The following is a 22272-nucleotide window of genomic DNA, read 5'->3' on the forward strand; positions in this document are numbered from 1 at the left end:
TCCGATGAACGCGATCCATCTCCCCGGGCTGCCGGCCGAGGCGATCGTCGGCACGGGCCTGAGCCCCGAACAGCGCGTCGTCGCCGGGCCGCTGGATGCCGCCACGGTCGATGTCGCGCAGCTCGACGCCGTGCCCGGCCTGACGGCGAGCGTCACGATCGATGTCGGCCTTGATTTCGGCCTTGATTTCGGCCTTGGTGGCGGCGTCGATTCATCCCACGACGATGCCGTCGACTCGTCCGCAGCCGGCGCCGCGGAGGGATCGTCCCTGCGTCGCGCGGTGGAGCAGGCGATCGACGCGCACGAGATGCTGCGCACCGCCTTCGGCCCGGTCGACGGTTATCGTGGTCTGCGCCAATGGCCGCTGCCGGTGCGGCCGGCGCTCGACTGGTCGAGCGTCGATCTGCGCGGTGGGGACGAGGCAGCGTTGCAGGCGTGGATCGACCAGCTGTCCACGCCGCTGGCGATCACCCAGGGACAGGTCTTGCGCGCGGGCGTCGCGCGTGTTTCCGACACGCGGGTCGTGCTGGCGCTGCGCGCGAGCGCGCTGGTGGCGGACGAAGGCAGCCTGCGTGCGTTGCTGGCGCAGATCGCGCAGGCGCATGCCGACCGGACCGCCCCGACGGTGGGATTCGACACCGAGGAGATCTTCCAGTACGGCCAGTACGTCGAATGGCGTGCGGAGCTGGCCAGCGGTGACGAGGCCCGGACCGGCGCGGCCTACTGGCGGGCGCACCTGGCCGAAGACACGGCGTGGAACGGGCCGCGTCTGCCATTGCCGCTGGCGCCGCGTGCCGGTCGCGTCGAGGCGCGGACCGTGCTCGACGTCGATCTGGCGCGCCGCATCGACTCCGCCGAAGTCGGCGCCGAGCGGCTGCTGCACGGCGTCTGGCTGCTGCTGCTCGCGCGATTGAACGGTTTCGAGCGATTCCTCGCGGGCTGGCGGCACGACTGCAGGGACGACTACGAGGTCATGCGCGGCGCCGTCGGCGTCTTCGAGAAGCTGCTGCCGATGGCCGTGACGCTGTCCGGCGAGACACGCGTCGACGAATGGCTGGCCCGGGTCGCCGCCACGACCGGCGCGCATGTGGATGCCCAGGAGTACTGGACAGCTGAATCGACGACGCTGACAGCGACAGCGACGCCCACAACCGCATCAGCATCAGCATCAGCATCAGCATCAGCATCAGCATCAACGACGGGAGCCCCGACGGGCACACCGACGACGGCAGCGCACCGGGAAACGGTCTTCCACTGGTTGTCCCTCGCCGCGCCAGCATCGGGCTGGTCGGTACCGGCGATCGTCCGCTCCGGTGTCGACCGCCCCGACGAGCTCGCGGCGCTCGTGCTGGCGGTGCATTGGGGCGACGCCGCCGAACTGGTGCTGCATGCCGACGGCCTGCGCCATTCGCAGCAGGCGGTCGAGCGCCTGCTCGGACAGTTCACCACGCTCATCGCCCAGGTACTGGACCGTCCGCAGGCAGCGGTGCGGGAACTGGATCCCGTCGGTCCGCTGGAGCGCGCCGCGCTGCTGCGCGCGGCCCAGGGCGAGCGACGCAATGCCGGCGCGCTGACGGTTTCGCAGCATGTCGCCGAGTGGGCGGCACTGTCACCGCAGGCGCCGGCGCTGGAAGCCGGCGGCGTCGTGCTGGACTACCGGACGCTGAACCAGCGCGCCAACCGGCTCGCGCGCGCCATGACCTCGCTGGGCGTGACGCCCGGATCGCTGGTCGCGCTGAACCTGCCGCGCGGCACCGACCTCATCGTCGCGATGCTCGCCGCGTGGCGGGCCGGCGCGGCCTATCTGCCGCTCGAACCCGGCTGGCCCGTGGCGCGGCGCCGGGCGCTGCTCGCGGATGCTCGACCGGCGCTGATGCTCTCCGGCTCGCCGCCGCACGATGGCGATGATGGCGATGAAGTCGCATCGGCGCTGCTGACCGGCGACGTGATCACGCCCGCCGGCCAGCCCGCGATCGACCTGCGCCAGCTGGACGGCACGCTGCCCGCCTCGCAGCCGCGCCTGGGCGATCTGGCCTATGTGCTCTACACGTCCGGTTCGACGGGGCAGCCCAAGGGCGTGGCCATCGAGCACGGCCAGCTGCTGAACTACGTCGTCGCGGCCACCGTGGCGATGGATCTGGCCGGCAGCCGGCGCTGGGGTCTCACCAGTTCCGTCGTCGCCGACCTGGGCAACACGGCGCTGTTCGGCGCGCTCTTCAACGGCGCCTGCCTGGTCGTCGCCAACGACGACGACACCCGCAGCCCGGCCGCGTTCGCGCGTTTCATCGAGACGCTGCGCATCGACGCGGTGAAGATCGTCCCGTCCCACCTGGAGGCGCTGCTCGAGGGCGAGGCCCCGCGCGTGCCTCGCACGCTGGTGCTCGGCGGCGAGGCCGCGCCGCGCGCGTTGATCGATCGGCTGCGGCGCCTCGCGCCGGACACGGCCATCCACAACCATTACGGACCGACCGAGACGACCGTCGGCGTGCTGGTCCACCGCGTGCGCGCGTCCGACCTGCAAGGCGGCGACGCGTTGCCGCTGACGCAACCCCTGGCCAACAACCGCGTGCTCGTGCTCGACGAGGCGATGCGGCTGGTGCCGGCGGGCGCTGTGGGACAGGTCTTCGTCGGCGGGCCTCAGGTCTGCCGGGGCTACCTGGGACGCGAGGTCCCGGGCGCCTTCGTCGACGATCCCTTCCATCCCGGCGAGCGGCTGTACCGCACTGGCGACGTCGCACGCGTGCTGGCCGAAGGCGGCCTGCGCCTCGCGGGTCGCGCCGATCATCAGGTGAAGGTGCGCGGTTTCCGCGTCGATCCGGCGGAGATCGAGGTCGCCTTGCTGGCCCTCCCGGGCGTTCGTCAGGCCGTCGTGCTGGCCGAGCCAGGCGCGACCGGGGAAATCGAACTGTCGGCCTGTGTGGTGTTGGAGAGCGCTGGCGGATCGGCCACCGCCGTTACTGGCGCTACCGGCGCTACGGGCGGTGCCGGCGCAGACACTGCGACGGACCGCCGGAGCCAGTCGAACGGACCAAACCGCGCAACGCAGTCGGAACATGTGGAGCGGATCCGCGAGTCGCTGAAGGCCGCGCTGCCGTCGCACATGGTGCCGACGCGCTTTCATGCGTTCGATGATTTCCCTCGGCTGGCCAACGGCAAGCTCGATCGCGGCGCGATCTTCGCGCGGATGGCCGCAGAGGCCGCGACGGCCGTCGCGGCGAGCGAGGCCTCCGCGAATTCCACGTCCGGCGGCATCGCCGACGCCTCACGCGCGCCGCGCGACGCGCTGGAGGTCGTCCTCGCGCAAGGCATGGGGCTGCTGCTGGGCCGCGGGCCCATCGGCATCGACGAGGACTTCTTCGAGCTCGGCGGCCATTCGCTGATGGTGATCCGGCTGGTGGCGCGGCTGCGCAAGCTGCTGGGCATCGAGATCGAGCCCGGCCTGGTCTTCGATCACCCGACCGTGGCCGAGCTGGCCGCGGCGCTGCGCGCCGGCCCGTGGGACACCTCGGGCTTCGAGCGCCTGGCCGCCACCGACTGGCAGAAAGCCGAGAAGACGTCTGAGACGACGGCCGACAAGACGGCCGCTCCCCTTGATCCGTCACGGATCCCTCCTTGACTCCGCAGTCCGACCGATGAACGACATGACCCTTCCCCCGCCGCGCCGGTTGATGCTCCGGTTTCTCCCCGGGTCGCCGACGGCGATGCCGTCCGGCTGTCGTTCACGCAGGAGCCGCTGTGGATCCTGCAGCGGCTGGGCGAGGGGATGACGGCCTACAACCTGCCGCGGGTGATGCGGCTGCGCGGTCCGCTGCAGGCCGAGGCGCTGCAGCGCGCCTTCGATGCCGTGATCGCCCGCCACGCGATCCTGCGCACCCGCTTCTTCGAGCGTGACGGCGTGCCGATGGCGGAGGCCCAGGCGAGCGTTCCCTTCATGCTCGAGCAGGTCGACCTGTCAGGCGAGGGCGCCAGAACCGGCGCGAGCGCGGCGACCCGCGACGCGGCACTGACGCGTGAAGTCCAGGCGACACTGAACCACGTCTTCGATCTGCGCGCGGCACCGGCGATGGTGGCGCGCCTGATCCGGCTCGGCGCGGAGGAGCATGTCCTCGCGCTCTGCCTGCACCACATCGTGTCCGATGCCTGGTCGAACCCGATCTTCGCGGCGGACCTGTCGGCCGCCTACGCCCTGGCGTTGAAGCAGTCCGGTCCGGTGGCACTGCCGGCGCTGCCGCTGCAGTACGCCGACCATGCGGTGCGCCAACGCGCGAAGATGGCCCGCGGCGGCTTCGACCGTGCGCTCGCCCACTGGCATGCGCATCTCGGCGCCGAAGTGCCGGTGCTGGCACTGCCCACCGACGCGCCGCGTCCGGCGATGCCGGGCTTCCGCGGCACCTCGATCGCCTTCGACCTCGATCCCGCGCTGGACGCCGCGTTGCGGCAGTTCTGCCGCGCCGAGCGCTGCACGCCGTTCGTGGCGCTGTTCGCGGCCTGGCAACTGCTGCTCGCACGCTTTGCCAGGCAATCCGAGTTCGCCGTCGGCGTGCCGCACGCGGGGCGGCAGGAGGAGGACGTCTTCGGCCTCATCGGCTTCTTCATCAACACGCATGTCTACCGGGCCCGGCTGTCGCCCGGGCAGACGCTGCGCCAGCTCTGCCGCCAGATCCGCGGCGACGCGCTGGCGGCGATGTCCCACCCGGACCTGCCGCTGGACCTGCTGCTCGCGCAGCGCGGCGAGCGCCGCGATCCGTCGCGTTCGCCGCTGTTCCAGGTGCTGTTCGGCGTCCAGATGGGCGACCTGCCGGCCTTGTCCTTTCACGACGTCGCCGTCGAGTTCATCGAGCAGGGCGATGTCAACGCCAAGTTCGACCTGTCGATGAACTTCCAGGTCGGCGCGTCGCGCACGGGCGGACGCCTGGCCTACAACACCGACCTGTTCGGACCGGCGACCGCAAGGCGGCTGATCCGCGGCTGCGTGACGATGCTCGAGACCTTGGTGCACGAGCCGGACCGCGCGGTCGGCTCCGTCGGCCTTGCCGACGCCGATGACCTGCGACGCCTGGGCGAGTGGGGAACCGGCGAGAGGCGTGCGATTCCCTCATCTGCAACGCTGTCGGCATCGGCATCGGCATCGGCATCGGCATCGGCATCGGCATCGGCACCGCGGCAGGCGGCATTTGTTCCCGTGCACGAGCAAGTGCGTCGACACGCGCATCGCCAACCGCAGGCGATCGCTCTCGTCCAGGAGGAGACATCGCTGACCTGGTCCGCGTTGGACCGACGCGTCGATCACGTGGCCACGCAGCTGCGGGCACGAGGCGTCGGCGCCGACGCGCGCGTGGGCCTGGCTGTCGAGCGCTCGATCGAGATGGTCGTCGGGATGCTCGGCGTGATGCGCGCCGGCGCCGCGGTGGTGCCGCTGGATCCGGCGCTGCCTGAGGAACGCCGGGCGTTCCAGCTGCGCGACAGCGGCGCGATGCTGGTGATCGGCGACGCCGATCCGGCGTGGACCGGCGGCGTCGAGATCCTGGCGCTGCAAGCGGAGGAAGAGGCCGCTTCCGATGCCAAGGACGGCGGCGCTGCCCCGCACCGGTCGACCCACGCTGCAGCGCCCACGCATCCGGGTCAGGCGGCCTATCTCATCTACACCTCCGGCTCGACGGGACGACCGAAGGGCGTGGTCGTGAGCCACGGCGCGCTCGCCCACTACCTGGACGGCGTGTTGCACCGCCTGGGCATCGCCGGCCCGGAGAACGGCCCCACCGCCACGGACATCGACAGGGACCGTGAGGGCGACGGCGTGACCAGCATGGCCATGGTGTCGACCGTCGCGGCCGACCTGGGACACACGGTGCTCTTCGGCGCGCTCTGCGCCGGGCGGACGCTGCACCTGGTCTCCGCGGCACGGGCCTTCGATCCGGACGGCTTCGCCGCCGTGATGCGGCGCCACGCGATCGACATGCTGAAGATCACGCCCAGCCACCTGCAGGCGCTGATGGGCGCGCGGGATCCCGCCGAGGTCCTGCCGCGCCGCCGGCTGGTGCTGGGTGGGGAAGCCACGCCGTGGGCGCTGCTGGACCGCATCCGCGCGCTGCGGCCGGATCTGCGCGTGTTCAACCACTACGGGCCGACGGAGACGACGGTCGGCACCTTGACACAGGACGCCGCGCAGGCGGACCGCTCCGCGGCCACGCTGCCGGTGGGGCGTCCGCTGCCGGGCAGCGCGATGCGCGTGCTGGATGCGGACCTGCAGCCGCTGCCGCCGGGACTGCCCGGCGAGCTGTATGTGGCCGGCCCGGGACTGGCGCGCGCTTATCACCAGCGACCCGGCCAGTCGGCGGAACGTTTCGTCGCCGATCCGTTCGACGCGCACGGCGGGCGGATGTACCGCACCGGCGATCTGGTGCGCTGGACGCCGGACGGGCAGCTCGAATACCTCGGACGCGTGGATCACCAGGTCAAGGTGCGCGGCTTCCGCGTCGAACTCGGCGAGGTGGAGACGCAGTTGCGCGCCGATCCGGCGATCGGGGAGGCCGTCGTCACGGCCGGGCAGGGCCTGGGCGGCACACGGCTCGTGGCGTACGTCACCGGACGTGACGGCGTCGCGCCCGACATCGCCGCGCTGCGCGAGCGCCTGGGCCGCGTGCTGACCGACGCGATGCTGCCGTCGGCCATCGTCGTGATGGACGCGTTGCCGCTGACGCCCAACGGCAAGGTCGACCGCCAGGCACTGCCGGAGGCGGAAATGGCCGGCTCCGCCGGTCACGAACCGCCGGAGGGGCCGATGGAGACGGCCATCGCGGCAGCCTGGGCGGACGTGCTCGGCGTCGTGCGTGTCGGCCGTCGGGATCACTTCTTCGAGCTGGGCGGTCATTCGCTGCTGGCCCTGCGGCTGATCGAGCGGTTGCGCGGCGACGGCCACCGCGCGCAGGTGCGCCAGGTGTTCGAGCATCCGCGCCTGGACGATTTCGCGCGCGCCATCGCGAACGGTCCCGCTGAAGCGGAGACGGTCGTGCCGCCGAACGGCATTCCCGCCGGCTGCACTGCGATCGAACCCGGCATGCTGCCGCTGGTCGCGCTCACGCCGGACGAGGTCCGGCGCATCGAGGCGGCGGTGCCCGGCGGCGCCGCCAACATCCAGGACCTCTATCCGCTGGCGCCGCTGCAGGAAGGCATCCTGTTCCACCACCTGATGCAGACGCAGGGCGACGCCTACGTGACCTCGCGCGGGCTGGCCTTCGACAGCCGGGAGCGGCTGGAGCGCTTCGTCGCCCACCTGGACGCGGTGATCGGGCGGCATGACATCCTGCGCACATCGGTGGCCTGGGAAGGACTGCGGGAGCCGGTGCAGATCGTGCACCGCGCGGCGCCGCTGGCGCTGCAGTGGCTGGACGGGGAGGGGGCCGCGCCGACGGCGGATGCCGCCGAGCGGCTCAAGGCGCACGTCCATCGCAGCCGGATGCGCATCGACGTGCGGCAGGCGCCGATGATCCGGGCGACCGCCGTGCAAGTCCTGAACGGACGCGCCGCCGCGGCCGGCAGCGGCGCAGCGGCCCGGCAACGAAGGCAGAAGACGCGGTGGAAAGGGAGGAACGGGAAGACGAACGGACGGACGGCCCCTGGCTGCTGCAGTTGTCGCGTCATCACCTGGTGTCCGACCACACGACGCTGGAGCGCATCGTCGAGGAGATCGGCCTGATGCAGCGCGGGGCCGATGCCGAATTGCCCGAGCCCGTGCCTTTCCGCAACCTGGTCGCCCGCGCGCGGCTGGGCCTCGGCCGGGACGCGCACGAGGCCTTCTTCTCCGACCTGCTGGGCGACGTCGCCGAGCCGACGGCGCCGTACGGCCTCGTCGATGTGCAAGGCGACGGATCCGGCGTGCGAGAGGCCCGCCTGAGCCTGGACGAAACGCTGGCCGCCGCCGTCCGGCGACAGGCACAGCGGCACGGCGTGAGCGCCTCCGCGGTGTTCCACCTCGCGTGGTCGCTGGTGCTGGCGCGCGCGACCGGCCGCGACGACGTCGTCTTCGGCACCGTGCTGCTGGGCCGCATGCAGGCCGGGCAGGATGCCGGCCGTGCGCTCGGCCTGTTCATCAACACGCTGCCGCTGCGTCTGCGCGTGGACGCGACCGGCGTCGCCGCGAGCCTGCGTCACGCACACGCGGGACTGGCGGACCTGCTTCGCCATGAGCACGCGCCGCTGTCGCTGGCCCAGCGCTGCAGCGGCCTGCCGGGCGGCACGCCGCTGTTCTCGGCACTGCTGAACTACCGCCACAGCCGCCGGATGCCGGTCGGCGCCCAGCTGGGTGAGGGCGTGCGGCTGCTCGACGGCGAGGAACGGACGAACTATCCGTTCGCGCTCTCCGTCGACGATTTCGGCGACGGCTTCGGGCTGGTGGCGCAGGTGCACCGTTCATTGGACCCCGACCACGTTGCCGCCTCGGTGCTGGCGGCGGTCGAGGACATCGCGCGGGCACTCGCGGAGCAGCCCGAACTGGCGCTGTGCGCGCTCGGTGGCATCGAGGCGTCGGCCCTCGCGCAATGGCGCCTGTGGGCGACATCCTCCGCCACGGACGCTCGGCACGCGTCCGGAGATGTTGCAGCGAATGGCACGCAGCACGCTTCATCGACGCCGTCGCTGCCCGCCGCTCCAGCCGCCACCACCGTGCCACGGTTGATCGAGCGTCAAGCAGCCGAGCGTCCCGACGCGATCGCGCTGATCGCCGACGGACAGCAGATCAGCTATGCCCAGTTGGACGCTCGCGCCAACCGGCTTGCCTACCAGCTCATCGCCCACGGGGTGAAGACTGAGTCGCGTGTCGGACTGGCCGTGCCGCGGTCGATCGAGATGGTCGTGGCGCTGCTGGCCATCCTGAAGGCCGGCGGCGCCTACGTGCCGCTGGATCCCGCGTATCCGGCCGAGCGGCTGGACCACATGATGGCGGACAGCGGCCTCGCGCTGCTGCTCACCACCGAGGCGGTGTCCGCGCGCCTGCCGATGCGCCCCGGGCTCACGGTCCTGTGCCTCGATCAGATGGCGTCGGCCACGAACGACGCGAATGACGCGGATGGGACGTACGAAGCGAGCCGGGTGAGCCGGGTGAGCGACGCGTCGGCGCCGCGCGTGTTGTTGTCGCCCGACCAGTTGGCCTATGTGATCTACACCTCCGGTTCGACCGGCCGCCCCAAGGGCGTGGCCGTGGCGCACGGAGCGCTGGCCATGCACTTGCAGGCCGTCGTGACGCGCTTCGGTCTCGCATCGGACGACCGCATGCTGCAGTTCGCGTCGATCAGCTTCGATGCCGCCGGGTCGCAATGGATGGCGCCGCTGATCCACGGCGCCGCGGTCGTGCTGCTGCCGCAGGATGGCTGGTCGACCGCCGAGGTCGCGCGCACGATGCGTCGCGACGGCGTGACCGCCATCCATCTGCCGCCGGCCTATCTGCGCCAGCTGGCCGCCGAGCATCCGGGCGGTCGCCTGCCGGTGCGACTGTGCATCGCCGGTGGCGAGGCCTGGCCCACCACCGATCTGCGCGCGGCCCGCGATGCCTTCGCGCCGCAATGGCTGGTGAACTCCTACGGACCGACGGAAGCCGTCATCACACCCTGCGCGTGGCGGGCCTCCGCGGACGGCATCGCTTCTCTCGGCGACCGGCCCGTCGCGCCGATCGGCCACCCCGTCGGCGAGCGCGCCGCCTGGGTGCTCGACAGCCACCTGTCGCCTTGCCCGCCCGGCGTGCCGGGGAGCTTTACCTCGGCGGTGCCGGTCTTGCGCGCGGCTACCTCGATCGCGGCGGCCTGACGGCCGAGCGCTTCGTCGCCGATCCGTTCGGCGCGCCGGGCGCCCGCATGTACCGCACCGGCGATCTGGTGCGCTGGGGCGAGGACGGCGAGTTCGAGTACCTCGGACGCATCGACCATCAGGTCAAGGTGCGGGGCTTCCGCATTGAGCTGGGGGAAGTCGAAGCCGCGCTGACCGCGCAGACCGCCGTGCGCGAGGCCGTGGTCGTCGCTGCGCCGGGTCCGGCCGGCGCGCGACTGGTGGCGTACGTCGTCGCGCGGCCCGACCGCGTGCTCGACCTGGAAGACGTGCGGGCTCGCGCCGCCGCCGTGCTCCCCGACTACATGGTGCCGAGCCTCGTGGTGTGCCTGGACGCACTGCCGCTCAACCCGAACGGCAAAGTCGACCGGCGGGCACTGCCTGACCCCGACGCCACCACCGCGCACGCGTATGTCGCGCCGCGCGGCGACACGGAGACCGCGGTCGCGAGCCTCTTCGCCGAGGTGCTCGGCGTGACTCGCGTCGGCCGCGACGACCACTTCTTCGTGCTGGGCGGCGATTCGATCCTGAGCCTGAAACTGATCTCGCTGGCGCACCGTCGGGGCTGGCAGCTGTCGCCGCGGGAGGTGTTCGAGCATCCGACCGTGGCGGCGCTGGCGCTGGCCGTGGACGGTCTGCGCCAGCACACGGCGGCGATCCGGCCTCTGTCCGTGGCCGATCGGTCACGCGCGCTGCCGGTCTCTTCCGCGCAGCAGCGTCAGTGGTTCCTGTGGCAGCTGGATCCCGCGAGCACGGCGTACCACATCGCCGGCGCGCTGACCCTGCACGGGACGCTGGACGTGGCCGCCCTGCGCGCGAGCTTCGGCGCGCTGGTCCGCCGGCATGAATCGCTGCGGACGACCTTCCATGCCGGACCGGATGGCGAGGTGACGCAGCAGGTCCAGGGACCGGGCGAGGCCGTGGTCACGCTGACCGAGCTGCCGGACGAGGCGGCGGCACGGCGACTCGTCGACACGCCCTTCGACCTCCGATCGGGGCCGTTGATCCGGATCGGGTGGCAGCGCCAGGGCGCCGACCGCCACCTGCTGGTGGTCGTGATGCATCACATCGTGTCCGATGGCGGATCGATGCGCATCGTCGTGGACGAGGTCTTCGCCGACTACGAGGCTGCGGTGCGCGGCGAACAGTCGACGCTGGCGCCGTGGCCGATCCAGTACGCGGACTACGCGGCGTGGCAACGGCAGCGGATGGCTGGCGGCGAACAGCGGCTGCAGCTCGATCACTGGCTCGCACGCCTGGGCGGCGAGCAGCCGGTGCTGCAGCTGCCGACCGACCGACCGCGGCGTGCCGACGGCCGGTACCAGGCGGCGCGCCACACGATCACGCTGACGCCGGCCCTCATGGACCGCCTGCGGCAGCGTGCGCGGGAGGCGGGTGCGACGCCGTTCATGGGACTGCTGGCCGGCTTCCAGGCGGTGCTGTCCCGCTGGACGGGCCAGTCCGACCTCCGCGTCGGCGTGCCCATCGCCAACCGCGACCGGCCCGAGATCGCGCCGGTGGTGGGCTTCTTCGTCAACACGCAGGTGCTGGACAACCGCATCGGCACGCGGTCGCCGCTGTCGCAGGTGCTGGCACAGGCGCGCGATGCGGCGATCGGCGCGCAGGCGAATCCCGATCTGCCCTTCGAGCAGCTCGTCGAGACGCTGCAGCCGGAGCGCTCGCTGGGCGTGCATCCGCTATTCCAGGTGCTGTTCAACCATCAGCGGGGTCAGGACTTGTCCGCCCGGCAACTGTCCGGGCTGACCATCGAACCGGTGGCCATGGCGGAGCGCGCGGCGCAATTCGAGCTCGCGTTGCACACGACGGAACTGGAGAACGGGGGTCTGCGGGCGAGCTTCAGCTACGCGGCGGAGTTGTTCGAGCCGGACGCCATCGAGCGGCTGGCCGGGCACTTCACCGCGATGCTTGCAGCGATCGCCGACACGCCGGAGATCGCCGTCGGCGACGTGGTTCTGATGTCGGAAGCCGAGTCGGGCGCCCTTGCGCGACTCAGCCTCAACACCACGCCGGTCGCACCGGCGGAGCCGGTGCATCGGATCATCGAGCGCCAGGCCGCAATCGCGCCAGACGCGCCCGCGCTGGTGTTCGGCGAGACGTCGCTGACGCGTGGCGCGCTCAATGTCCGCGCGAACCGACTCGCGCATCGCCTCATCGCCTTGGGCGTCCGTCCCGACGTCCGCGTGGGGCTGGCGGTGGAGCGCTCGCTCGACATGATGGTCGGCGTGTTGGCGATCCTGAAGGCTGGCGGCGCCTACGTGCCGCTCGATCCGGAGCTGCCCGCCGACCGGCTGGCCTACATGCTCGAGGACAGCGGCGTGTCGCTGGTGCTGACGCAGTCCCCTCTGCGCGACCGGCTGCCAGGTGGGGAAGGGCGCACGTTCGTCGACATCGACACGATCGAAGCGACCCAAGCGATCGAGCGCGCGGGTCGATCGGTTCTATCGGATCGGAACGTCGACGCGCCGTCTGACGCGACATCCGACGCGACATCCGACGCCAACCCAGAGGTGGCGTTGCATGGCGAGCACCTCGCCTACGTGATCTACACGTCCGGGTCGACCGGGCGGCCGAAGGGCGCGGCGAACCGCCACGTGGCGTTGCACAACCGTCTGGCGTGGATGCAGGAGGCCTACGCGTTGAGCGCGTCGGACACCGTGCTCCAGAAGACACCGTTGAGCTTCGACGTCTCGGTGTGGGAGCTGTTCTGGGCGTTGGCAGAAGGCGCCCGACTGGCCATCGCGGGCCCGGGCGATCACCGGGATCCCGCACGCCTGGTGTCGCTCATCGAGGCGCATCAGGTCACGACGATCCACTTCGTGCCGTCGATGCTGCAGGCGTTCCTGGCTCATGACGGCGTCGAGGCCTGCACCTCGCTGAGCCGCATCGTCTGCAGCGGCGAGGCGTTGCCAGCGGAGGCCCAGGCTGGCGTGTTCCGGCGGCTCCCCAACGCACGGCTCAACAACCTGTACGGTCCGACCGAGGCCGCCATCGACGTCACGCACTGGACCTGCCGCGATGACGGCCGCAGCCAGGTGCCGATCGGCGCGCCGATCACCGGCATCTCCACGTGGGTGCTGGATGGCGACCTCAGTCCCGTACCGCAAGGTGTCGCAGGCGAGCTCTACCTCGGTGGTGTCGGCCTGGCCCGCGGTTATCACAACCGGGCGGGGCTGACGTCCGAGCGCTTCATCGCGAACCCCACCGCGGGCGACGGCAGCCGGCTCTACCGCACCGGCGATCTCGTGCGCTGGAACGCCGATGGCCAGCTCGACTACCTCGGCCGCACCGACCATCAGGTCAAGATCCGCGGCCTGCGTATCGAGCTCGGTGAGATCGAGGCACAGCTGCTCGCACAGCCCGGCGTGCGTGAGGCCGTGGTCGTGGCGCACCGGGCGCCGACCGGCGACCGACTGGTCGCATACGTTTCGACGAACGCGCCGGACGTCGCGGCGCAGCGCAGCATCGACATCGCCACATTGCGTGGGGCATTGAGCCGCGGGTTGCCCGAGTACATGGTCCCCGCTGCGATCATCGTGCTGGACGCGCTGCCGCTGAACCCCAGCGGCAAGGTCGACCGCAAGGCATTGCCGGCGCCGGAAGCGGTCTCCGACGCCGAGTACGAGGCGCCGGAGGGCGCCGTCGAGCAGTCCGTCGCCGCGATCTGGGCGGAGGTGCTGGGCGTCGACCAGGTGGGCCGGCGCGACAACTTCTTCGCGCTGGGCGGACACTCGCTGCTCGCCCTGCGGGTGCTGGAGCGCCTGCGCGCGCAGGGGCGTCGTGCCGAAGTCCGGCAGATCTTCCTGCACCCGGAACTCGCCGCGTTCGCCCAGGCATTCGTGTCGTCCTCATCGTCCGATGCGTCAGACCGACCGACTGCAGGAACGTCGTCCGTACCACCGACGACATCCTCGTCGGTGTCCCGGGTGACGTCCGCGGCAGGGTCCGCGATGGCGTCGACGGACGCCGCCGACGTGCTGATCACGCTGACGCCCGAAGAGATCGACCGCATCGAAGCGGCCATCCCGGGCGGCGCCCCCAACATCCAGGACGTCTACCCGCTGGCGCCGCTGCAGGAGGGGATCCTCTTCCATCACCTGCTGCAGCCCGACGCCGACGCCTATGTCACCGCCCATCTGATCGCCTTCGACAGCGAGGCGCGTCTGCGCCGTTTCGTCGACAGCTTCAACCGGGTCATCGAGCGCCACGACATCCTGCGCACTGCCGTGCTGTGGGAAGGCTTGGAGGAGCCGGTGCAGGTCGTGTGCCGGGAGGCGCGGCTCGCCATCGAGTGGCTGTCGCCCGAGGACGGCCCGGTGGCCGTGCGGCTCGAGGAGATGGCCCGGCCGGGGCGCTGCCGCATCGACGTCCGCCGCGCGCCGATGCTGCGCGCGATCGCCGGATTCGACGCGGTTCAGGACCGCTGGCTGCTGCAGCTCCCGAGCCACCATCTGGTGACGGACCACAGCACGCTGGCCGGTGTCGTCGAGGAGATCGCGCTGATCCAGCAGGACCGGGCCACCGAGCTGCCTGAGCCTGTGCCTTTCCGCCGCTTCGTGGCGCAGGCCCGTCTGGGTGTCAGCCGCGCGGCGCACGAGGCGTTCTTCAGCGAGATGCTGCGCGACGTCACCGAGCCGACCGCGCCTTTCGGCGTGGCCGATGTCCGCGGCGATGGCACGCGCCTGCGTCAGGCGCGCCAGGCGCTCCCCGACGCCCTGGCTGCCGCGGCGCGCCAGCAGGCCCGCCGGCATGGCGTCGGCGTCGCCGCGTTGTTCCACCTCGCCTGGGCGCTGGTGCTGGGCCGCACGATGGGCCGCACCGACGTGGTCTTCGGCACCGTGCTGCTCGGCCGCCTGAGCGCCGAAGGCGGCGCCGAGCGCGCGCTGGGTCTCTCGATCAACACCTTGCCGCTGCGGCTGCGCGTGGGCGCGCAGTCCGTCGCCGAGGGCCTGCGGGACGCGCATGCCGCGCTCTCCGCGCTGCTGCATCACGAGCACGCGAGCCTCTCGCTCGCGCAGCGCTGCAGCGGCCTGTCCGGCGGCACGCCGTTGTTCTCCGCGCTGCTGAACTACCGGCACGCGGGCCGCCGGCGCGATGCGACGTCCACCGCATGGGCGGGCATGGAGATCGGTGCCGCGCAGGAGCGCTCGAACTATCCGTTCGGGCTCTCGGTGGACGATGACGGCCACGGCTTCGGGCTGGTCGCCCAGGTGCACGAGTCGCTGGACGCGGACCACGTCTGCGCGCTGATGCAGGCCGCCCTGGGCAGCCTGGTGGACGCGCTGGCGCAGCGCCCGACGCAGACGATGAGTGAGCTCGACGTGCTCGACCCCGGCTCGCGTGACCGGTTGAAGGTCTGGGGTCTCAACGGTCATCGCTACGGCGCGACGCCGCCGGTGCCGCGGCTGGTCGAACGCCAGGCCGCCGAGCGGCCCGATGCCGTGGCGCTGATCTCGGGCGACGCCCAGCTCAGCTACGCCGAATTCAACGCCCGGGCCAACCGCCTCGCCCACCGCCTGATCGCGATGGGTGTCCGATCCGAAGACCGCATCGGCCTGGCCGTGCAGCGGTCGATGGACATGGTGGTGGCCCTGCTGGCCATCCTCAAGGCCGGCGCCGCCTACGTGCCGCTGGACCCCGCGTATCCGGCGGAGCGTCTGGCCTACATGGTCGAGGACAGCGGCCTGCGTCTGCTGCTGACGCAGCAGGCGTTCGCGTCCAGGCTGCCGGTGCACGAGGGCCTCGAGGTGCTGACGCTGGACGGCGGCGACGCCTTCACCGGTGCCGATACGAACCCCGCCGTCGATATTCATCCGGGCCATCTGGCCTACGTGATCTACACCTCCGGTTCCACCGGACGGCCCAAGGGCGTGGCCGTCACGCACGGACCGCTGGCGATGCACGTGCAGTCCATCGGCGAGGTCTACGGCATGACGCCGGCCGACCGCGAGCTGCAGTTCGCGTCCATCGCCTTCGACGGTGCGCACGAGCGCACCTGGGTGCCGCTGGCCTTCGGCGCGGCGCTGATGCCGCGCGACCAGGATCTCTGGCCGGTCGAGCGGACCGCCGCGGAGATCGAGCGTCACGGCATCACGATCGCGTGCTTCACGCCGGGGTACCTGACACAGATGGCGGAGATGCTCGGCGAATCGGCGAGCCGGTTGCCGATCCGCTCCTACACCGTCGGCGGCGAGGCCATGTCACGCGCCAATCTCGATCTCGTGCAGGCCGTGCTGAAGCCGCCCCGCATCATCAACGGCTACGGTCCGACGGAGACCGTGATCACGCCGACGGTGGGCATCGCGATGGCCGGCGAGCGCTTCGAGGCGTCCTACATGCCGATCGGCAAGCCGGTCGGGGATCGCGCCGCCTACGTGCTGGATGGCGACCTGAACCTGTGCCCGCGCGGCGTGCCGGGAGAGCTGTACCTGGCCGGCGGCCTGGCGCGCGGCTACCTGGGCCGGCCGGACGCGAGCGCGGAGCGCTTCGTGGCCGATCCGTTCGTCGACCTTTCCACCGAGCGGTCGCGCGGCTCCTCTGCCGATCCGGGTGGACGGATGTACCGCACCGGTGACCTGGTGCGCTGGAATGCGAACGGCGAGCTCGAGTACCTCGGCCGCATCGACCATCAGGTGAAGGTGCGCGGCTTCCGGATCGAGCTGGGCGAGGTGGAATCGCAGTTGCGGCTGCAGCCCGGCGTGCGCGAGGCGGTGGCGGTTGCCGCCGAAGGCGCATCCGGCGCGCGGCTGGTGGCCTATGTGTCGCCGCTGCCCGGTCACACGCTGGCGACGCGCGCACTGCGGGAAGGTCTCGCGCGGGTGCTGCCGGACCACATGGTGCCGGGGCTGTTCATCGTGCTGGACACGCTGCCGCTGAACCCCAACGGCAAGGTCGACCGGAAGGCGCTGCCGGCGCCCGAGGCCGACGTCGATCGTGCCCACGAACCGCCGCGCGGCGAGACCGAGACGGCATTGGCCGCGCTGTGGGCCGAGACGCTGGGCATCGCGCGCGTCGGACGCGACGACAACTTCTTCGAACTGGGCGGGCATTCGCTCGCCCTGCTGAAACTGCAGATGAAGGTGCAACGCCGCTTCGGCGTGCAGCTGCCGCTGCGCGCGTCCTTCGAACTGCCGACCCTGGCCGACGCGGCCGCGGCCGTGCAGCGCGAGGTCGACGCCGTGACGTCGGCGCAGAGCGGCGATCTCGATCGCATGGCGGCGCTGCTGGACACCTGGGAGAACTGAATGAGCATCATCGACAAGAACGACGCCATCGCGAACGCATCGGCAACAGCATCGGCGGCCGGAGCGGCGGCAGTGACGGAGACCGGAACGTCGACCGTCCGTCCTGCCGATCCCAAGCGCGCGCTCGCGGAGCGCTTCACGCGACTCCCCGCCGACAAGCAACGCGGGTTCCTGCAGGCGCTGAAGGCGCAGGGCATCGACTTCGCGATGCTGCCGATCGTGCCGGCGCCACGTGTCGCGCTCGGCGACGTTGGCGCGGACTCGGCGACGGCGTCCTCGGGCGACGGTTCCGTTGCCCGCCCCGAAGGGCGCTTCGACGCGAGGCCGCTCTCCCATGCCCAGCTGCGCCAGTGGTTCCTGTGGACGCTCGACCCGACCAGCACGGCGTACCACCTGTCCGGTGCGCTGGTCCTGCAGGGAACGATCGACGAAGCGGCCCTGCGTGCCAGCTTCGCCGCGCTGGTCGAGCGCCACGAGTCGCTGCGAACGACCTTCCATGCGGACGCACAGGGGAAGGTGGCCCAGTGGGTGCATGAAGGCGAGGCGACCGGTTTCCAGGTCGAGACGATCGACCTCGGCCAGGGACCCATCGCCGAGGCAGGTCCTGGGAACGACATCGAGACCGAGACCGCGACCAAAATCGAGAGCGACCTGGAGACCAGGACGCGGGCGCAGGCGCGTCGACTGGTGGATCAGCCCTTCGACCTGGGCGCGGGTCCGTTGCTGCGCGTGGCGTTGCTGCGTCAGGACGCCGAGCGCCACGTGCTGGTCGTCGTGATGCATCACATCGTGTCGGACGGCTGGTCGATGAAGGTGATCGTCGACGAGTTCATCGCGCAGTACGGCGCGCGGGTGCGGGGCAAGGTCCTGTCTTTGCCGGCCTTGCCGATCCAGTACGCCGACTACGCCGCGTGGCAACGCCACTGGCTGGAGGCCGGCGAGAAGGACCGGCAACTGGCCTACTGGAAAGACCGGCTGGGCGGAGCGCAGCCGGTGCTGCAGCTGCCGGTGGACCGTCCGCGCCGGTCGGATGGCCGCTATCGTGCGGCCCAGCATGTGACGACGCTGCCGGCGGCACTGGTGGGCCGGCTTCGACAGCAGGCGCTGGATCACGGCGCCACGCTGTTCATGGCGCTGCTGGCCGGTTATCAGGCCGTGCTCGCCCGCCATGCCGGTCTGGCCGACATCCGCGTGGGCGTGCCCGTCGCCAATCGTCAGCGGCCGGAGACCGAAGGCGTCGTCGGCTTCTTCGTCAACACGCAGGTACTGAGCAATCGCGTGGAGGGACGCCTCACGCTGGCGCAGGTGCTCGATCAGGCGAAGGAGGCGGCGCTCGGCGCGCAGGCGCATCAGGACCTGCCGTTCGAGCAGCTGGTGGATGCGCTGCAGCCGGAGCGCTCGCTCGGCGTGCATCCGCTGTTCCAGGTGATGTTCAACTACGGTCGCGGCGGTGCGCAGGGCGAGGCGGCGCTACCGGGACTGAAGGTGACGCCGTACGCGGCCGGCGAGCAGGCGGCTCAGTTCGAGCTGATGCTGACCACCACCGAGAACGCCGACGGCACGGTGCGGGCGAGCTTCAGCTACGCGGCGGAGTTGTTCGATCCTGCGACCATCGAGCGGCTGGCCGGGCACTTCACCGCGATGCTCGCGGCGATCGCCGACACGCCGGAGGTCGCCGTCGGCGACGTGGCGTTGATGTCGGGCGCGGAGTCGAACGCACTCGCGCGACTCAGCGTCAACACGGCGCCGGTCGCTCCGGCGGAGCCGGTGCATCGGGTCATCGAGCGGCAGGCCAGGGCCGCGCCGGATGCGCCTGCGCTCGTGTTCGGCGACGCCGCGCTGACACGCGGCGAACTCAACGCCAAGGCCAATCGTCTGGCGCATCGCCTCATCGCGCAGGGCGTCGGGACCGACACGCGCGTGGGCCTGGCGGTCGAGCGGTCGCTCGACATGATGGTCGGCGTGCTGGCAATCCTGAAGGCCGGCGGAGCCTATGTGCCGCTCGATCCGGAGCTTCCCGCCGATCGACTGGCCTACATGCTCGAGGACAGCGGCGTGTCGCTGGTGCTGACGCAGTCGCACCTGCGCGACCGGCTTCCGGGCGGGCAAGGGCATCGCTTCGTCGACATCGATACCGTCGACGTCTCCGAACATTCGAGGACGAACCCCGATATCGAGCTGCACGGCGAGAACCTCGCCTACGTGATCTACACGTCCGGATCGACGGGGCGGCCGAAGGGCGCGGCCAACCGCCACGTGGCGCTGCACAACCGTCTGGCGTGGATGCAGGAGGCCTACGCGCTGAGTGCGTCGGACACCGTGCTGCAGAAGACACCGCTGAGCTTCGACGTGTCGGTGTGGGAGCTGTTCTGGGCGCTGGCGGAAGGCGCCCGACTGGCCATTGCAGCCCCAGGCGATCACAAGGATCCCGCACGCCTGGTGTCGCTCATCGAAGCGCATCAGGTGACGACGATCCACTTCGTGCCGTCGATGCTGCAGGCGTTCCTGGCAAACGAGGGCGTCGAGGCCTGCGCTTCGTTGCGCCGGATCATCTGCAGTGGTGAAGCGCTCCCAGCCGAGGCGCAAGCCGGCGTATTCCGCCGACTCCCGAATGCCGGGCTCTTCAACCTCTACGGCCCCACCGAGGCCGCCATCGACGTCACGCACTGGACCTGCCGCGACGACGACCGCAGTCAGGTGCCGATCGGCGCGCCGATCACCGGCATCGCCACGTGGGTGCTCGATGGGGATCTCAACCCCGTGCCGCGGGGCGTTGCGGGCGAGCTCTACCTGGGCGGCATCGGACTGGCACGTGGCTATCACGACCGTGCAGGCCTGACCTCCGAACGCTTCATCGCGAATCCGATGGTTCCGGCCGAACCCATTGACGTCGATGGAACCGGCGCTGCGTCCTCGTCGACAGGCAGCCGGCTCTATCGCACGGGCGATCTGGTGCGTTGGAATGCGGACGGCCAGCTCGATTACCTGGGACGCATCGACCATCAGGTCAAGATCCGCGGCTTGCGCATCGAGCTCGGCGAAATCGAAGCGCAGTTGCTTGCACAGCCCGGCGTGCGCGAGGCCGTGGTCGTGGCGCACCGGGCGCCCACCGGCGATCGGTTGATCGCCTATGTCTCGGCAGACGCGACGGACGCTGCATCGCCAGCCGGCATCGATATCTCCACGCTGCGCGCGGCCTTGGGCCGTGTGCTGCCCGAGTACATGGTCCCCGCCGTCATCGCCGTGTTGGATGCGTTGCCGCTGAACCCCAGCGGCAAGGTCGACCGCAAGGCGCTGCCGGCGCCGGAGACCGCGACCACGGTCGAGTACGAAGCGCCGCAAGGGGAGGCCGAGACAGCCATCGCCGCGATCTGGGCCGACCTGGTGGGGGTCGAGCGCGTCGGTCGGCAGGACAATTTCTTCGAGATCGGTGGTCACTCGCTGCTGGCGATCCAGCTGCAGGCGCGACTGCGCCAGGCCGGTTGGCGCCTGGAGATGCGGGAGCTGTTCCTGCACCCACGACTGGCCGACTTCGCTGCCGCCATCGCCCGTCCGTCGCCGGACGTGGCCACGATCGACGACAGCGCCGCCACCATCCCGGTCGGCTGCGTCGCCCTCGAGCCCGGCATGCTGCCGCTGATCGATCTGGACGCGGACGAGCTGCGCCGGATCGAGGCCGCCATTCCCGGCGGCGCCGCCAACATCCAGGACCTCTATCCGCTCGCACCGCTGCAGGAGGGGATGCTGTTCCATCACCTGATGCAGGAGCAGGGCGACGCCTACGTCATCTCGCTGCTGCTGCGCTTCGACTCGCCAGCGCGCCTGCTGCGCTTCATCGAGGCGTTGAACCAGGTCATCGCGCGACACGACATCCTGCGGACCGCGGTCTTGTGGGAGGGGCTGCGGACGCCGGTCCAGGTCGTCTGCCGCGACGCACCTCTGCAGCTCCAGTGGCTGGCGATCGACGAGGCGGACCGCGCCGCGGGACGCGCGGCGGAACGGCTGGCGGCCCATGTGGACCGTCGCAGCTTCCGAATCGACGTGCGCCGCGCGCCGCTGGTGCGCGCGATCGCCGTGCACGACGAGCCGGCCGGTCAATGGCTGCTGCAGCTGCCGAGCCATCATCTGGCGCTCGACCACACGGCCGAGAAGCTGATGATCGAGGAGATCGCGCTGATCCTGCAGGGGCGGTCGGCCGAGTTGCCGTCACCGGTGCCGTACCGCCGCTACGTCGCGCAGGCGCGCGGCGGCATCGACACGGCGGCCCACGAAGCCTTCTTCCGCGAGCAGCTGGGCGAGGTGGACGAGCTCACCGCCCCGTTCGGGTTGGCGGATGCGCGGCTGGACGGCAGCGCCAATGAGGAATCGCGCCTGACGCTGCCCGCAGAGCTCTCCTCGGCCCTGCGCGCGCAGGCACGGCGCCAGGGCGTCAGCGCGGCGACGCTGTTCCATCTCGCCTGGGCACTGGTGCTGGCGCGCACCGCCGGCCGGGACGACGTCGTCTTCGGCACGGTGCTGTTCGGTCGAATGGCCGGCGGCGAGGATGCGCATCGCGCGATGGGGATGTTCATCAACACGCTGCCGCTGCGGGTTCGGCTTGGCGGCCGCAGCGTCGCGCAGGGGCTGCGCGAGACGCACGAGCGCCTGACCGGTCTGCTGCATCACGAGCATGCGCCGCTGTCGCTGGCGCAGCGATGCAGTGGATTGCCGGGCGGGACACCGTTGTTCTCCAGCCTGCTGAACTACCGCCACAGCGGACCGCGCCGCGGTGAGGACAACGCCTCGCGCACGCAGGGTGCGAACGGCGCGCACGAGTCGAGCGCTGCGGGCAGCACGAACGACCTCGACACGACCTGGGAGGGCATGACACTGGTCGGCGCGAAGGAGCGCACCAACTATCCGTTCACGCTGTCGGTCAACGACCGCGGCGAGGTGTTCGAGCTGGTGCTGCAGGTCGAGCAGTCGGTCCGTGCCGAGCGCATGGCCGGGTACCTGGAAGCCGCCGTGCGCGGGATCGTCGACGCGCTGGTCCAGGGGGCGACCGGCCGCTGCACACGCTGCCGCTGCTCGGCGACGCCGAGGTGGCGACGCTGGCGCGATGGAGCGAGGGGCCGGAAGCCATCGGAATCTCCGGCGCCGATGTCGTTGAGAGTGCGGCGAACTCGACGGGTACGAACCTCGATTCTCTGCTGAC

At 71.1% G+C, this 22272-nt stretch carries 5 protein-coding genes; all 5 read left to right on the top strand.

Annotated features, from left to right (window positions below; genetic code table 11):
* Positions 1 to 4: 4 nt before the first annotated feature.
* The 5 genes from ACQ859_RS18250 to ACQ859_RS18270 all read left to right on the top strand — a co-directional run bounded on the left by ACQ859_RS18250 (position 5) and on the right by ACQ859_RS18270 (position 22271).
* A complete protein-coding gene (locus ACQ859_RS18250) occupies positions 5 to 3616 on the top strand; it encodes an amino acid adenylation domain-containing protein (protein ID WP_431262111.1) in 3612 nt (1203 codons plus the stop codon).
* A 96-nt stretch (positions 3617 to 3712) separates the two neighbouring features.
* Complete coding sequence (locus ACQ859_RS18255; RefSeq protein WP_431266590.1) at positions 3713 to 7696, top strand: amino acid adenylation domain-containing protein; 3984 nt, start codon at positions 3713 to 3715, stop codon at positions 7694 to 7696.
* Entirely contained in the window at positions 7630 to 9798 is a 2169-nt protein-coding gene (locus ACQ859_RS18260; RefSeq protein ID WP_431262112.1) for an AMP-binding protein, read from the top strand. Before ACQ859_RS18255 ends, ACQ859_RS18260 begins: the two co-directional genes overlap by 67 nt.
* Positions 9720 to 17078: an amino acid adenylation domain-containing protein gene (locus tag ACQ859_RS18265; protein WP_431262113.1), complete on the top strand. Its 7359-nt coding sequence runs from the start codon at positions 9720 to 9722 to the stop codon at positions 17076 to 17078. Before ACQ859_RS18260 ends, ACQ859_RS18265 begins: the two co-directional genes overlap by 79 nt.
* Positions 17079 to 22271, top strand: a complete 5193-nt coding sequence (locus ACQ859_RS18270) for an amino acid adenylation domain-containing protein (RefSeq protein ID WP_431262114.1) — start codon at positions 17079 to 17081, stop codon at positions 22269 to 22271.
* The last annotated feature ends 1 nt before the right edge of the window (position 22272 follow it).

It is taken from the genome of Roseateles chitinivorans (assembly GCF_050632235.1).
Taxonomy (GTDB): domain Bacteria; phylum Pseudomonadota; class Gammaproteobacteria; order Burkholderiales; family Burkholderiaceae_C; genus Roseateles; species Roseateles chitinivorans_A.

Bases quoted from the DNA above. Each gene is read 5' to 3' on its own strand.
- ACQ859_RS18250 (WP_431262111.1), top strand. From the start codon at position 5: ATGAACGCGATCCATCTCCCCGGGCTGCCGGCCGAGGCGATCGTCGGC.
- ACQ859_RS18270 (WP_431262114.1), top strand. From the start codon at position 17,079: ATGAGCATCATCGACAAGAACGACGCCATCGCGAACGCATCGGCAACA.